This is a genomic window from Streptococcus oralis subsp. oralis (assembly GCF_002096495.1).
Taxonomy (GTDB): domain Bacteria; phylum Bacillota; class Bacilli; order Lactobacillales; family Streptococcaceae; genus Streptococcus; species Streptococcus oralis_CU.
Genome location: NZ_NCUO01000009.1, coordinates 103,526 through 117,671, shown reverse-complemented (window position 1 = coordinate 117,671; position 14,146 = coordinate 103,526). Strand labels below are relative to the sequence as shown.

At 42.3% G+C, this 14,146-nt stretch carries 8 protein-coding genes; 6 read left to right on the top strand and 2 right to left on the bottom strand.

Annotated features, from left to right (window positions below):
- Positions 1-18 precede the first annotated feature (18 nt).
- The 5 genes from B7717_RS01560 (at position 19) to B7717_RS01540 (ending at position 3,543) form a co-directional block, all read left to right on the top strand.
- Positions 19-531, top strand: a complete 513-nt coding sequence (locus tag B7717_RS01560; RefSeq protein ID WP_084944053.1) for a GNAT family N-acetyltransferase — start codon at positions 19-21, stop codon at positions 529-531.
- A gap of 261 nt (positions 532-792) precedes the next feature.
- Positions 793-1,479, top strand: a complete 687-nt coding sequence (locus B7717_RS01555) for an XRE family transcriptional regulator (protein WP_084944052.1) — start codon at positions 793-795, stop codon at positions 1,477-1,479.
- Between the two features lie 3 nt (positions 1,480-1,482).
- Positions 1,483-2,898 carry a Y-family DNA polymerase gene (locus B7717_RS01550; protein ID WP_084944051.1) on the top strand — a complete coding sequence of 472 codons (1,416 nt, stop codon included), beginning with the start codon at positions 1,483-1,485 and terminating at the stop codon, positions 2,896-2,898.
- Complete coding sequence (locus B7717_RS01545; protein WP_049477802.1) at positions 2,895-3,257, top strand: hypothetical protein; 363 nt, start codon at positions 2,895-2,897, stop codon at positions 3,255-3,257. The genes B7717_RS01550 and B7717_RS01545 overlap by 4 nt, the downstream gene beginning before the upstream one ends.
- Entirely contained in the window at positions 3,250-3,543 is a 294-nt protein-coding gene (locus tag B7717_RS01540; RefSeq protein WP_049477803.1) for a DUF5960 family protein, read from the top strand. The genes B7717_RS01545 and B7717_RS01540 overlap by 8 nt, the downstream gene beginning before the upstream one ends.
- A 361-nt stretch (positions 3,544-3,904) precedes the next feature.
- Here the strand turns inward: B7717_RS01540 and B7717_RS01530 are convergent, their stop codons facing one another.
- Together B7717_RS01530 and B7717_RS01525 are read right to left on the bottom strand one after the other, a co-directional pair.
- The gene (locus B7717_RS01530; protein WP_084944050.1) at positions 3,905-9,784 is read right to left on the bottom strand and encodes an alpha-L-fucosidase; all 5,880 of its coding nucleotides are present in this window, start codon (positions 9,782-9,784) and stop codon (positions 3,905-3,907) included.
- A gap of 341 nt (positions 9,785-10,125) precedes the next feature.
- The gene (locus B7717_RS01525) at positions 10,126-10,602 is read right to left on the bottom strand and encodes a glutathione peroxidase (RefSeq protein WP_084944049.1); all 477 of its coding nucleotides are present in this window, start codon (positions 10,600-10,602) and stop codon (positions 10,126-10,128) included.
- A gap of 221 nt (positions 10,603-10,823) precedes the next feature.
- On the opposite strand from B7717_RS01525, the gene B7717_RS01520 reads away from it, so the two are divergent.
- Complete coding sequence (locus B7717_RS01520) at positions 10,824-14,027, top strand: LPXTG-anchored hyaluronate lyase (protein WP_162287125.1); 3,204 nt, start codon at positions 10,824-10,826, stop codon at positions 14,025-14,027.
- The last annotated feature ends 119 nt before the right edge of the window (positions 14,028-14,146 follow it).

Below are 14,146 nucleotides of genomic sequence, written 5' to 3'. Positions count from 1 at the left end.
GAGAAGGGAAGTTTTGTAATGATTAGTTTAGAGCTGTTGTCTGAGGAAAATAGTCTAGACGTTTATTCTTTTGAAAAAGAAAATCGGGAGTATTTTGAACGAAATCTACCTCCTAGACCAGCTAACTATTTTGATTTAGAAGGTTTCAAAGAAATCACGAGGGAATTGTTAACGGAACAAACGAATCGGGATATCTACATGCATCTTATCAGAGATTCACAAGGTGTTATGATCGGAAGAATCAATTTAAGTGTTTTAGAGAATGATCGAACAACAGCAGAGCTTGGGTATAGGATTGGGGAAAATGTTAGCAACTTAGGCTATGCTAGCGAAGCGGTTAGACTTGTTTTAGACAAGGCGTTTCATACTTATGGTTTCAATAGAATCATTGCAGGAACGGCAACGGGTAATCTAGCCTCTCAGAGGGTGCTTTTAAAAAATGGTTTCACCTTTAGTAGAATGATAGAAAATGACTTATACATTCATAATGAGTGGGTTCATACAGCAATATTTGAGATAAGGAGGTCATAATATCATCATTTCCAGTCTACTGACAAGGTTAATGGAGTTATAATCTGTCCAGACATTCAAGAATGTTTTCTTGGATGTTTTTTTGTTCATAATTTCCAGTTGTGCCTGTTAAAATTTGATTTTCCCAGTGGACAATCGTCCACTTTTTTTATATAATAAAACTAAACCGAATTGGTTGAATTTTAGAGATGTAAGCTCAACCGTCGATTTGTTTTTCTAAGAGAGATATTCTCAATAAAACATCACACTAGGGAGTGAATCATGTACCAACCAGAAAAACTCAAGGCTCGGAGAAAAGAGCTAAAACTGACACAAAAAGAGATTGCAGAGGAATTAGGGATTAGTTTTCAGGCTTACTCGGCTTGGGAACGTGGAATTAAGGAACCATCCAAGGAGAAGGTTGCCCAGCTAGAAAATATTTTAAAGGTGGCAAAGGGATATTTCACTCAGATCGAGATTGTTCGCCTTTATAATAGCTTATCTAACCAAGGGAAGGAAAAGGTTGTTCTTTATGCTCGCAACCTAGCTCAAGAGGAACAAGCCCAGAAGGTTGCGGATATGTCAAAACGACTCTACGAATATCGTGTCTATGAACGCATGTCAGCAGGGATCGGGGCATCAGTCTACGGTGACCAGAATTTTGATACGGTTTACTTTAATGAGGAACTAGCCCATGATTTTGCATCTTGGGTATCTGGGGACTCTATGGAACCTAAATATCAAAATGGTTCAGTGGCTTTGATTCGAGAGACTGGATTTGATTATGATGGGGCGGTTTATGCAGTGGTCTGTAACAACCAGACCTATATCAAACGGGTCTATCGGGAGGAAGATGGTTTGCGTCTGGTTTCTATCAATCCTAAATACAAGGACATTTTCATCTCCTATGAGGAAGATCCTCGGATTGTGGGGATTATCGTTGGGAACTTTGTGCCGATGGAGGGTTAGCCTATGGGCTACTTTGATTATTCCAGAGAGCCCAAAAGTGACATTGCCTTTGTCGATATGAAATCCTTTTATGCCAGCGTTGAGTGTGTGAAACGGGGCTTGCATCCGCTGAAGACCTCGCTTTGTGTCATGAGTCGCGCGGATAATTCTACTGGTCTTATCTTAGCTTCCTCTCCCATGTTTAAGAAGATTTTTGGTAAGTCTAATGTTGGCCGGGCCTATGATCTGTCTTTTGATATCAAAACGCGCAAATTTTCCTATTACAATGCTCGAAAGCAAGGCTTGCCTACTGACTCAGACTATGTTCGCTACATCGAAGATTGGGCTCAAGTGACTTTGATTGTGCCACCTAGGATGGATGAGTACATAGCGGTCAATATGGAAATCCAGCGAATCTTTCAAAACTATGGTAGTCCAGATGATATTTATCCCTACTCTATCGATGAGGGCTTTATCGATCTGACTAGTTCGCTCAACTATTTTATCCCAGACAAGAGTCTCTCTCGCAAAGACAAGCTGGATCTGCTTTCTGCTCGTATCCAGAGGGATATTTGGAGGCAGACAGGGATCTACTCTACGGTGGGTATGTCCAATGCCAATCCCTTACTGGCCAAGTTGGCTCTGGATAATGAGGCCAAGCACACTCCGACCATGAGGGCCAACTGGTCTTACAAGGATGTGGAAGAGAAGGTCTGGGCTATTCCCAAGATGACGGACTTTTGGGGGATTGGCAGGCGGATGGAGAAACGCTTGCATGCTCTGGGGATTTTTTCCATCAGAGAATTGGCCACCAGTAATCCAGACCAGCTACAGAAAACACTTGGTCAGGCTGGCCTGCGTTTGTGGTTTCATGCTAACGGGATTGATGAGAGCAATGTTCACAGGCCCTATAAAGCCAAGTCCCAAGGGTTAGGAAATTCTCAAATCTTGCCGAGAGACTACGTGAAGCTACGGGATATTGAAATTATTCTCCGAGAAATGGCGGAGCAGGTGGCTATTAGGCTGAGAAGGGCGGGCAAGAAAACAACCCTTGTCTCTATCTATGTTGGTTTCTCTAAGCAGGAGGTCAGGCCGTCTATTCACACACAAATGAAGGTCGAACCGACCAATAATACAGCTATTTTAACAGACCACGTTTTGAAGCTATTTCATAACAAATACACTTCTGGAGCGGTCAGAAGTGTCGGAGTCAACTATTCAGGATTTGTGGACGAGTCCTTTGGCTTGATCTCCCTCTTTGATGATGTTGACAAGTTAGAAAAAGAAGAAAGGCTCCAGACGGCTATTGACTCCATTCGGGAACAATTTGGTTTTACCTCCCTCTTAAAGGCCAATGCACTGGAAGAAGCCTCTAGGAGTCTTGCCAGAAGCAAGCTGATTGGGGGGCATTCTGCTGGAGGATTAGATGGACTAAAATGATTGATCGTTCTTATTTACCTTTTCAATCTGCGCGTGACTATCAAGATCCAGGGATGCAGAAGTGGATGGGCTTTTTCCTCTCAGAGCATACTAGTTCACTCGGTGAAGAAAGAAATCGGGTTGCTTTTTCGACAGATTTGAATTCCGTTGAGAAGCTACTCTTGCTTTCGCAGCTGTATGTCGGGCAACTAAAGGGATACTTTGTGGTCAAGGAAAAGAAGCAGAAAACCACGATCATCGGCGAGGTGAGTGAATTATCACCTCAAACTCTATCTATTAGGACCAATGAGGGCTATAGGCTGGTAGAGGTAGAAGATGTCCTCGAAATTCGACTGTTGGAGGAGGGAGTGTATGACTAGAAAAGAGTTGTATGAAAACAAACTGCAGATGGATTATTTTTCAGAAGCCTATATTCGTTTTGAAGAGGATTTTCAAAAATACTCTGCTATGAATGTGCCTTTGACTTTTTTGATCGATGATATCCTACGCACCATGGCGATGAATCAGAAAAGCTACTTTGTCTTAAACAAGGAAAATGCCAAGGATGGGCGGGAGCATCGCTTTTATTTTAGGGTGGTGACGGAAAAAGAGTGCCCCAGAAATCGAACCTATGCCTATGCTGGACTCAAAAATAGTAGTCAGTAGAGCTAGATATGGGAGAGGGAAGTCCAATCTAGGAAAGGTGGCTTATGAGCGTCAGAAGATCTCATGGTATTGGAATTCGAAACGCTATCCTTTATCTGTGGAGTTCTTGCAGAAACTTATGATGGTAGTTCTGATGAGATAAGGCAAGGGGGCTCTCTTTTTTAGATGAGCGTTTATTTGAAAACGTGGTTGGATTTGAGAACGGCTATCTTCAATGATCATCTCACTTTATAGATTCATACCAAAACATCCATGTATATTTGTGGATGTTTTTTAATTTTACAGATAGAAAAAGAGAAGACCAAATGGTCTTCTCAACGGGGGAACTGAATAATTAGAAAGAATCAATCAAAGAGGGTTATTAGTCTTTGAAATTCTTTTGGAAGATAAGGAGAGACAAGATAGAAGTAATAGCTGCCAAGAAGAGGAAGGCAGTTGCTTCTTGTTCCCCGGTTGCAGGGAGTAGTCTTTCCTTGTCTTCTTTGACCGTAGCTGTAACAGGAGCTTTTTCATCTTTTGATGATGAATTATCTGTTACGACTGGAGCAGGTTTTTCAGTCTCTCTTGGGAAAACATACTCAGGAAGAGTTACAACTGGTGGCGCTTCTGTTCCAACTGAGCTTTGTTTGCTACCTACCTCAATCACTCGATCTTGAGCTGGAGTTGCTTCTGTTTGGAGAACCTTGCGATTGTCACCGTCCACTTCAACATACTCGACTAAGAGACCGTCTTTTCCTTCTGATAGAACTTGCACTTTTCCTTTGTCTAATTGTGGGGTTTCGCGACGAATCGTCTTGAACGGTACGACCTTATTGACGATTTCCAAGTTTGGAAGTGTAAAGACAAGGTCTTTAACCCCTTCCTCAGGAGTTGAAGAAGTAATTGGTTTCTCAGGTTGCGCTGGAGTTTCCGGTTGAGTCGGTTTCTCAGGTTGAGCAGGTTTTTCAGGTTGCGCCGGTTTCTCAGGTTGAGTTGGTTGTTCCGGTTGCGCTGGTTTTTCCGGTTGAACTGGTTTCTCAGGCTGAGCTGGAGTTTCCGGTTGAACTGGTTTCTCAGGCTGAGCCGGTTTCTCAGGTTGAGTTGGTTGTTCCGGTTGAGCTGGTTTCTCAGGCTGAGCAGGTTTTTCAGGTTGAACTGGTTTCTCAGGTTGAGCAGGTTGTTCAGGTTGAGCCGGTTTTTCCGGTTGAACTGGCTTTTCAGGCTGAGCTGGAGTTTCAGGCTGAGCTGCTTTGAGCTTGTTGATTTGTTCGAGAGCAGTTTCTAGCGCTTGATTGACTGCTTCCTGAGTTTTAGCTTCTTGGATTGCAGCAATGGCTTGGTCAGCAATTTCTAATAATTTCTTCTTAGCTTCCTTGTTGGATCCAAGCTCAGCGACTTTTTTCTCGATAGCTTTTGTCAAGCTGTCCATAGCCTTATCGTACTCAATTTCCGGTTGTTTTGGTTCGGCTGGTTGCTCAGGCTGGTCAGGTTTCTCAGGCTCTTCTGGCTGTTCCGGTTGCTCTGGACTAGGCTCCTCTTGGCCTCTTTGATAGTTCTCATCCTTGGATAGGATATCTTGTAGGGCACTGACTGTCAACATGACTTCTTGAACATCCACTGCATCAGCACTGAGTTGGTTTCTCAATTTTTCTAGATTTGCTTGGAAAGCTTGGCGTGCAGTAGCCGTATTTTTCAAGCCTGCTGGATCAAAATTGGACAGATCATCTTTCCATTTCGAGATAGACTGGATGATATCTGCTTTGCTGTAGAGTTCGCTGCCTTCGCCACGAGTGATAAATTGGTCTACCTGGATACCGATATTTTGAGACAAATCGTTTCGATCAGGATCTAGTTGAAGGGTGACTGCGTGCAAGTTTTCGTCCAGACCTTTTAGGCTAACCAGAGTTTGATTGCCTTGGCGTTGGGCTGCATGACCGCTAAAGTATTTCTTACCATCAATGGTTGAAGCATTTCCCATGCCATCTTGGTAAGGAACTTCTTTGCCGTCTAGAAAGACTTTGTAGATACCATGATTTGGATCGACATAGCCCTTGATATCAAGACCAGTACCGTAGAAGTAAGCTGTTACGGTTGTCTTTTTCTTTTGCTCATCAGTTAAGCGACCAAAGGAAGCCCAAGACTCTGTCTTTTGGTACTTATCTGCGGAATTGGTTTCATGGTGCCAGCCAGGACTGTAATCCAACTGACTAGCTTGGTCATCATAGCTTGTTTGATCCTTGATTAGCAATTCAGCTTTCATCACTTGGATGGTTGCATCGGTAGCAAAACCGAGCAAGGCACCATCAGAAACAGAAGTGAGCTTGGCTTTAAAGTCAAAGATAGAGTCGGCTTGTTCTGTAAAGTCAATCGTTGGGATGGTAACAGTCTTTTCTGTTTCTCCATCTTCAAAAGTCACATCTTGAGTTGTATCTTGGTAAACTTTACCGTGAACCCCAGTTCCAGGTTCTGTGATGAAGCGCACAGTAGCAGTCCCCTTGCTTCCACCAACACGCTTAATCTTAACAGTGACTGGTTTTCCTTTTTCGACTTCGTAGTTGGTAGACTCAAGTTCAAACATCCCTTTACTATCATTGTTTAGGGTGTAGATTCCTTCTGTAGCAATTGGTTCACCTGTTTTATTAACAAGGGTAATGGTATGTTGGCCAGGTGCTAAATCACCTGTCTCAAAGACTTTTTGGCTGCGTTTACGGCTGCTGTTCTTAGTTTGCACATCCGCAACTTTTTGGCCATCAACGTAGACGGACATTTCTCCATGACCTGGGTCGACTGTAGAGACGACATAGGCCTTGGTTCCTGTGAAGGTATAGCTTACTTTGGCATCTTTTTGATTGGTCCACATAGAAGTGCCACGAACACCTTCAGATTCATTGTACCAAGTTGTACCGGCCTTGTCAGCGGTTGTATTTGAATGATACTCGAGTCCAAGAGGGTAACCGTCTGTCTTCTCAATGCTGCTTGGTGTCTTGTAGACTGAGAAGTTGGTCAAGATTGGAGTTGCTTGTGCTCCTGTGATGGTCACACGAATTTTTTGTGCCTCTACAGGTTGTCCTTGAATCAAACGACGGTAGCCCACGGTTGAACCTTCTCCATATGGAACCCAGCGACCGTTGATTTCAACTTCAATCTTGAAACCAGAGATACGTTGACCTTTGGCGATGTCTTCTTTGAGTTCGACAACGTCAAAACGTCTCTTTTGCCCTAAATCGACTGTAAAGCTACCGGTTGTGGCATCATTTGAGAGCGCCCAGCTAGTATCATCTTTACCGTCTGTCAGGTGACTTTCCTTGTAGAGGTGGTTTTGACGAGTAGAACTTGCTGTTACAGTGGCACCTTTGGCAAAGTCAGTCGCATACATTTGGTCTAGGGTTGCTTTGAACTCCTTCAAGCGAGCTACATCTGCATCTGCGAATTTTCCTTCTTTATTTGGTGGAATGTTGAGAAGGAGTGGGGTTCCACGACCAACAGACTTGAAGTAGATATCCATCAGCTCTTTGAGTGATTTCGGCTGTTGATTGTCATGGTAGAACCAACCGGAACGGATCGAAACATCGGCTTCTCCTACAGAGTACATATCACCATCTGGGTCACCATGGTTGAGGTATTCGTTTTTCACATTGTCTGTGATGTTGGCTCTCTTGACTTTATGCCAGACAGGGTCACCTGCGATCCCCCGTTCATTTCCGATCCAGCGAACGCTTGTCGGTTGAGCAGAGAAGATAGCAATATCTCCTTCAGCTTCTTTGATGTATTTGAACCATTCATCAAAGGTATAGGTCACTTTTTGGGCACCGCTACCACGCGCACCGTCCATCCAAACCTCGATAAATTTCCCTTTATTTCCGTATTTTGGATTTCCAAGGATTTCTTTTAGTTGGTTGAGATAGTACTGGTTGTATTCTTTTTCGGTTGCGACATGGTATTTTGGATGGTTGGCATCCCATGGTGACAAGTAAACACCCATATTCATGTCGTACTTGCTAGCAGACTTGGAAACTTCTTCGAGAAGGTCACCCTTTCCATCTTTCCATGGGCTAGCAGCTACGGTATGGTTGGTGTACTTAGATGGATAAGCAACGAATCCGTCGTGGTGCTTAACAACCATAATGGTTCGTTTGAAGCCCGTTTCCTTCAAAGTGCGAATCCACTGGTCAGTATCCAAGTTGGTTGGATTGAAGTATCGGGGGTCTTCTTTCCCATTTCCCCATTCAGAATTGGTATAAGTGTTCATTCCATAGTGGATGAAGGCTGCCAATTCTTCCTTGTGGTAATCAAGTTGGGCCTTGCTTGGAAGAGGTCCATGATTGCCAATCTCGGTTTCCTTATCTTCTGGATGAGCAACTGGTGGAGTCGGAGTCGTTGGATTAGCTGTATCAGCGACTGGTTCGTATTCAAAGACGACTTCATTCACACCTTTTTGCTGGATTCTTGCTTCCAAGCTAGCTTTTACTGGACGGTAGCCAGCAATGTCTTTTGCATGGAAGGTGTTGACAAAGGAAACGTCGTACTCTTGACCTTCATTGTTATCAACTGTCGCTTCCGCTAGCTCAGTAGCTGTTCCTTTTTGACGGTAGTAAACTTTGAAAGAGCCTTTGTTGACTTTATAGACCACCTTGATGACACGTGTACCGGCAGGCGCTTTGCTGACAACATTGTGCTCTTCAGTCCATGCATCTTTTAGCTGTTTATTGACTGCTACGCCATCAATGGATACAATTTCGTATTTATCTTTATTCTTCTGATAGAAGTCCGTCTTCTCGATTTCTTTTTTGAAATTGTAGTCAAATGGAGAATCCACAGCTGTCTGTTCGATAAAAGTATCATTATCTTTGACAGGATTTCCTTCTTCGTCTTCGTGTTGAATAACCACACGACCGTATTCAACTCCCTTGGTCAAGCTAGCAATCCCATCTTGGTTGAAGGAATATTCGTTGCTTCCGATAACAGCTGTTTCGTTCCGAAGCATACGCCCCTCATCAGTAAAGTAGTAACGATTTCCGTTATCTCCTTGGTACCAGCCTTTCACACCATACTTGGCAATCATGTCCTTCACCCATTTCAGTTGTTCAGGTGAAAGGACGAGTCCGCCACCAAAGCGATCCTTTTCAGCCACACCATTGTCAACGGTTCCGTGTTGGTGAACCCCCAGAACTTTTCCTTGGCTATCGACAATCCCGCCACCAGACAAACCAGATACAGAAGTGGTTTTGTAGGTGATACCAGTCGTTCCCTTATCATCATAGGACTCAACAGATCGGATAGTCCCATCTGCCTTGTAAAGTTGGCCAGCTAGGATAGGCTGTTTTAACTCTTTTGAGCTCGAGTCTGTTGGGTAGCCAATCGTACTAATGGCTTCTCCCGGCTGATGCGTCTTGTGATCCGCTAAAGGTGCAAAGGTTGCTGCTTTGTTTGGACTAGCAATTGGAAGAGGAATAGGAGCTTCTACAAGAGCAAGGTCGTTTTTATAGCCTTTTCCAAACTCCTTCTTGTTCCAGAAATGGATGTCCTTTTCTCTAAATAGAACCGTAGTTCCAGAAGATGGAAGTGAGTTTTTCTTTTCGCTGTTTGAACCAACGTTATAGTAGAACTGGGCAGATTTTCCACCACGAATGTGACCTTCGCCAGTTTCTTTATTGGCTTCTAGGAAGTTATGAGCAACGGTAAGAATCAAATTAGGTGCAACAAAGATACCAGATCCTGAAACGAGGTAGCGTTGCTCTCCTGCATTGTAAGTGCTGTAAACCATAGTAGCAGCAGTAGCAGGTTGTCCCTCGTAGTTGATATGTTTGAGATCTTCTCCACCTTTTATAATAGCACGGTTTCCATTCTCAGCTTCTTTTGGAGCTTCTTCCTTGTCCTTTAGAATGCTCTTAGTTTCTACTCTTGGACTAGCTTTCTGGTCAACGATAGTAGTCGTATCGAGTTCTTTGACAGGTGTGTCTGGATAGGCACGGTCCTGAATGTCTTCAGGGAGCAAGTCAGCACTGTTAGTATCTGCAACAGGTGTTTCTTGTTTTTCAGCTTCTACACGGCCTTCTTCTTTGACTGGTTCAGCCTTGGTCTCTTCTATACCTGCGACTTGTTCAATTTGCTGATCTAAATTGGATCTTGTGGCAGGAGACGTTTCGTCTGCACGCACGGTTCCAGAAGCAAAAAATGCCAGTCCGACGATGACAGAGGCTACTCCCACAGTTAACTTCCGAATGCTAAAAGTTTGCCCTTTTTCAAAAAGGTATCGATTCATAATATTCTCCTAGTTTTTAGAAAGGCAGTCAGCTACTACCCGAGCCCAAGTCTGACTTGGTTACAACTTGATTTAATGAAAAAACTCTCTGATAATTTGTAAGCCACCTTACCTCCTGTTTATAAAGCGCTTTCATTTTAAGATAAAAAATTTAATAGGCCATTTTTTCCTTAAAATGACTAAAAGTTTTTAATATAACAAATATACTAAATTAATGAAAGAAATGCAATAGCAAAAAAGCAAAAAATAAATATAAATTAAAGAAAATAAGTTACTTTTTAAAGAAAAAACGCATCCTTTCAGGGCTCAAACTAAATGAAAGGATGCATTTTAAAAAGAAATTAGAGTAATTTTTGGATACATTTTTGAATGGTTTTGGGGTCTGTTTTGGAAGAGAAGCGCTCAAAAACTTGCCCATCTCGACCAATGAGAAACTTAGCGAAATTCCATTCAATTCGTTTTCCTAGTGGGCCAGATTTCTGGTCTTTTAACCAAAGGAAGAGAGGATCTGCTTCCTTGCCGTTGACCTTGACCTTGGCAAAACGAGGAAAAGTAGTCTGATAGTGTAGGCTACAGAAACTATTAATCTCCTCTGCGCTACCGGGTGCTTGTCCCATAAACTGATTGCAAGGGAAATCTAGGATTTCAAAGCCCTGATCTTGATAGCGTTCATAGAGTTCTTGAAGTCCCTGGTACTGGGGGGTTAACCCACATCCGGTAGCAGTGTTGACAATCAAGAGAACGTTACCACGATAGTTATCCAAGGGGATTACTTGGTTGTTTTGGTTTAAAACTGAAAAATCATAGAGTGAAGTCATGAGAGCCTCTTTTCTTTTTCTACATTGTAACAGTTTTTACTATTTTCGTCGAGTCGGATGGGAGAGGTTGCAAGAAATTGGAAATTATGATGATAGAAATCGTTTACAAACAACATTAAAAATGGTATGATTTAATTAAACCGGTTTACTTAGTTGTTATAGATCTCCTTTTTGAGATTTAGTTCCTATTGATTTTACAATATGTTTATTGGAGTGTATACATGCAAACAAAAACAAAGAAGCTCATTGTGAGTCTGTCTTCACTTGTTTTATCAGGTTTTTTATTAAACCATTATATGACAGTTGGAGCGGAAGAAACAACTACGAATACCATTCAGCAAGGTCAGAAAAATCCCCAGCCTCAGCAAAGGGATGCTAAAAATTTAGTTGAAAATGGTGATTTTATTCAGACAGAGGACGGAACCAGTCCTTGGACAGGAAGTAAAGCCAAGGGCTGGTCAGTTTGGGTTGACCAGAAGAACAGTTCTGGTGACGCTTCAACTCGGGTCATTGAAGCTAAGGACGGGGCTGTAACGATCTCTAGTTCGGAGAAGCTACGAGCTGTAGTTCACCGTATGGTCCCTATTGAAGCTAAGAAAAAGTATAAGCTGCGTTTCAAGATTAAGACAAACAATAAAGTGGGTATTGCCAAGGTTCGTATCATTGAGGAAAGTGGTAAGGACAAGCAATTGTGGAATTCTGCAACAACGTCGGGAACAAAGGACTGGCAGACTATTGAAGCAGACTATAGCCCGACTTTAGATGTTGATAAAATCAAGCTGGAGTTATTCTATGAAACGGGAACAGGGGCTGTTTCCTTTAAGGATATTGAGCTGGTAGAGGTAGCAGACCAGCCTTCTGAGGATTCTCAAACAGATAAACAGCTTGAGGAAAAGATTGATTTACCAATTGGGAAAAAACATGTTTTTGCTCTTGCGGACTATACTTATAAGGTAGAAAATCCTGACGTTGCTTCAGTCAAAAATGGAATTTTAGAACCTCTTAAGGAAGGGGCAACCAATGTCATTGTCAGTAAAGATGGCAAGGAAGTGAAAAAGATTCCTTTGAAGATTCTAGCCTCTGTTAAGGATGCATACACAGACCGTTTGGATGACTGGAATGGCATCATCGCTGGGAATCAATACTATGATTCTAAAAATGAACAGATGGCCAAGTTAAACCAGGAGCTGGAAGGAAAGGTAGCTGATAGCCTATCCAGTATTTCAAGTCAGGCGGACCGCACCTATTTGTGGGAAAAATTTTCAAATTATAAAACGTCTGCGAATCTGACTGCCACTTATCGGAAATTAGAGGAGATGGCCAAGCAAGTGACCAATCCTTCTTCTCGTTATTATCAAGATGAAACCGTCATTCGAACAGTTAGGGATTCCATGGAATGGATGCATAAACATGTCTACAATAGTGAAAAGAGCATTGTTGGGAACTGGTGGGATTATGAAATCGGTACACCTCGTGCCATCAACAATACCTTGTCTCTGATGAAAGAATACTTCTCAGATGAGGAAATAAAAAAATATACAGATGTGATTGAAAAATTTGTGCCAGATCCCGAACATTTCCGAAAGACGACTGATAACCCATTTAAGGCCCTAGGTGGAAACTTAGTGGATATGGGAAGGGTAAAAGTAATAGCTGGTTTACTGCGCAAGGATGACCAAGAAATTTCTTCTACCATTCGTTCGATTGAGCAAGTGTTTAAGTTGGTAGACCAAGGCGAAGGTTTTTATCAGGATGGATCTTATATCGACCACACCAATGTTGCCTATACGGGTGCTTATGGAAATGTCTTGATTGATGGCCTGTCTCAACTGTTGCCAGTTATTCAAAAGACCAAGAGCCCAATCGATAAAGATAAAATGCAAACCATGTACCACTGGATTGATAAATCGTTTGCTCCTTTGCTAGTGAATGGAGAGCTGATGGATATGAGTCGTGGCCGCTCTATCAGTCGTGCAAATAGCGAGGGGCATGTGGCCGCAGTAGAAGTACTAAGAGGGATTCACCGGATAGCGGATATGTCTGAAGGAGAAACCAAACAACGGTTGCAGAGTCTTGTGAAGACCATTGTTCAATCAGATAGTTATTATGATGTCTTTAAGAATTTGAAGACTTATAAGGATATCAGTTTGATGCAATCCTTGTTAAGCGATGCTGAAGTCGCAAGTACTCCAAGAACAAGTTACCTATCTGCCTTTAACAAGATGGATAAAACAGCTATGTACAATGCAGAGAAAGGGTTTGGATTTGGCTTGTCACTCTTTTCCAGTCGTACCTTGAATTACGAACACATGAACAAGGAAAACAAACGTGGTTGGTATACAAGTGATGGGATGTTCTATCTCTATAATGGTGATTTGAGTCACTATAGCGATGGCTACTGGCCAACAGTTAATCCCTATAAGATGCCTGGTACGACAGAGACGGATGCTAAGAGATTGGATAGTGATACAGGTAAAGTTCTACCGTCTGCTTTCGTTGGAACGAGCAAACTAGATGAGGCCAATGCGACAGCAACCATGGATTTCACTAACTGGAATCAAACATTGACTGCTCATAAGAGCTGGTTTATGCTGAAGGATAAGATTGCCTTTTTAGGAAGCAATATCCAGAACACTTCAACAGATACTGCTGCAACTACAATTGACCAGAGAAAACTGGAATCAAGTGATCCATATAAAGTCTATGTCAATGATAAAGAAGCCTCCCTCCCAGAACAAGAAAAGGATTATCCTGAAACCCAAAGTGTCTTTTTAGAATCGTCCAATTCGAAAAAGAATATTGGTTACTTTTTCTTTAAGAAGAGTTCAATCAGTATGAGTAAGGCTGTCCAAAAGGGATCTTGGAAGGATATCAATGAAGGACAGTCAGACAAGGAAGTCGAAAATGAATTTCTTACGATTAGTCAGGCTCATAAGCAAAATGGAGATTCTTATGGCTATATGCTCATCCCTAACGTGGATCGTGCCACCTTCAATCAAATGGTAAAAGAGTTAGAAAGTAGCCTCATCGATAACAATGAGACCCTTCAGTCTGTTTATGATGCCAAACAAGGAGTTTGGGGCATTGTGAAATATGATGATTCTGTCTCTACTATTTCCAACCAATTCCAAGTCTTGAAACGTGGAGTCTATACTATTCGAAAAGAAGGGGATGACTATAAGGTTGCCTACTACAATCCTGAAACCCAGGAATCAGCGCCAGATCAGGAAGTCTTTAAAAAGTTAGAAAAAGCAGCTCAGCCACAAACTCAGGATTCAAAAGAAAAGGAAAAATCTGAAGAAGAAAAGAACCATTTGGATCAAAAGAATCTCCCTCATACAGGAGAAGGTCAGTCAATCTTGGCAAGTCTAGGGCTATTGCTACTTGGGGCGGTTTATCTGTTCCGCAGAGGAAAGAACAACTGATTTGTTCATCATCTAGATGAATCACATGAAACTGTGGAAAATAGAAAAAATCCGAAGAAGGTCAAACATCTTCGGATTTTTCTTTTAAAAAAGGATAAGTTAACACTTATCCTTTTTCA

Coding starts and splice junctions, on each gene's coding strand:
- B7717_RS01560 (WP_084944053.1), top strand. CDS start 19: ATGATTAGTTTAGAGCTGTTGTCTGAGGAAAATAGTCTAGACGTTTAT.
- B7717_RS01555 (WP_084944052.1), top strand. CDS start 793: ATGTACCAACCAGAAAAACTCAAGGCTCGGAGAAAAGAGCTAAAACTG.
- B7717_RS01550 (WP_084944051.1), top strand. CDS start 1,483: ATGGGCTACTTTGATTATTCCAGAGAGCCCAAAAGTGACATTGCCTTT.
- B7717_RS01545 (WP_049477802.1), top strand. CDS start 2,895: ATGATTGATCGTTCTTATTTACCTTTTCAATCTGCGCGTGACTATCAA.
- B7717_RS01540 (WP_049477803.1), top strand. CDS start 3,250: ATGACTAGAAAAGAGTTGTATGAAAACAAACTGCAGATGGATTATTTT.
- B7717_RS01530 (WP_084944050.1), bottom strand. CDS start 9,784: ATGAATCGATACCTTTTTGAAAAAGGGCAAACTTTTAGCATTCGGAAG.
- B7717_RS01525 (WP_084944049.1), bottom strand. CDS start 10,602: ATGACTTCACTCTATGATTTTTCAGTTTTAAACCAAAACAACCAAGTA.
- B7717_RS01520 (WP_162287125.1), top strand. CDS start 10,824: ATGCAAACAAAAACAAAGAAGCTCATTGTGAGTCTGTCTTCACTTGTT.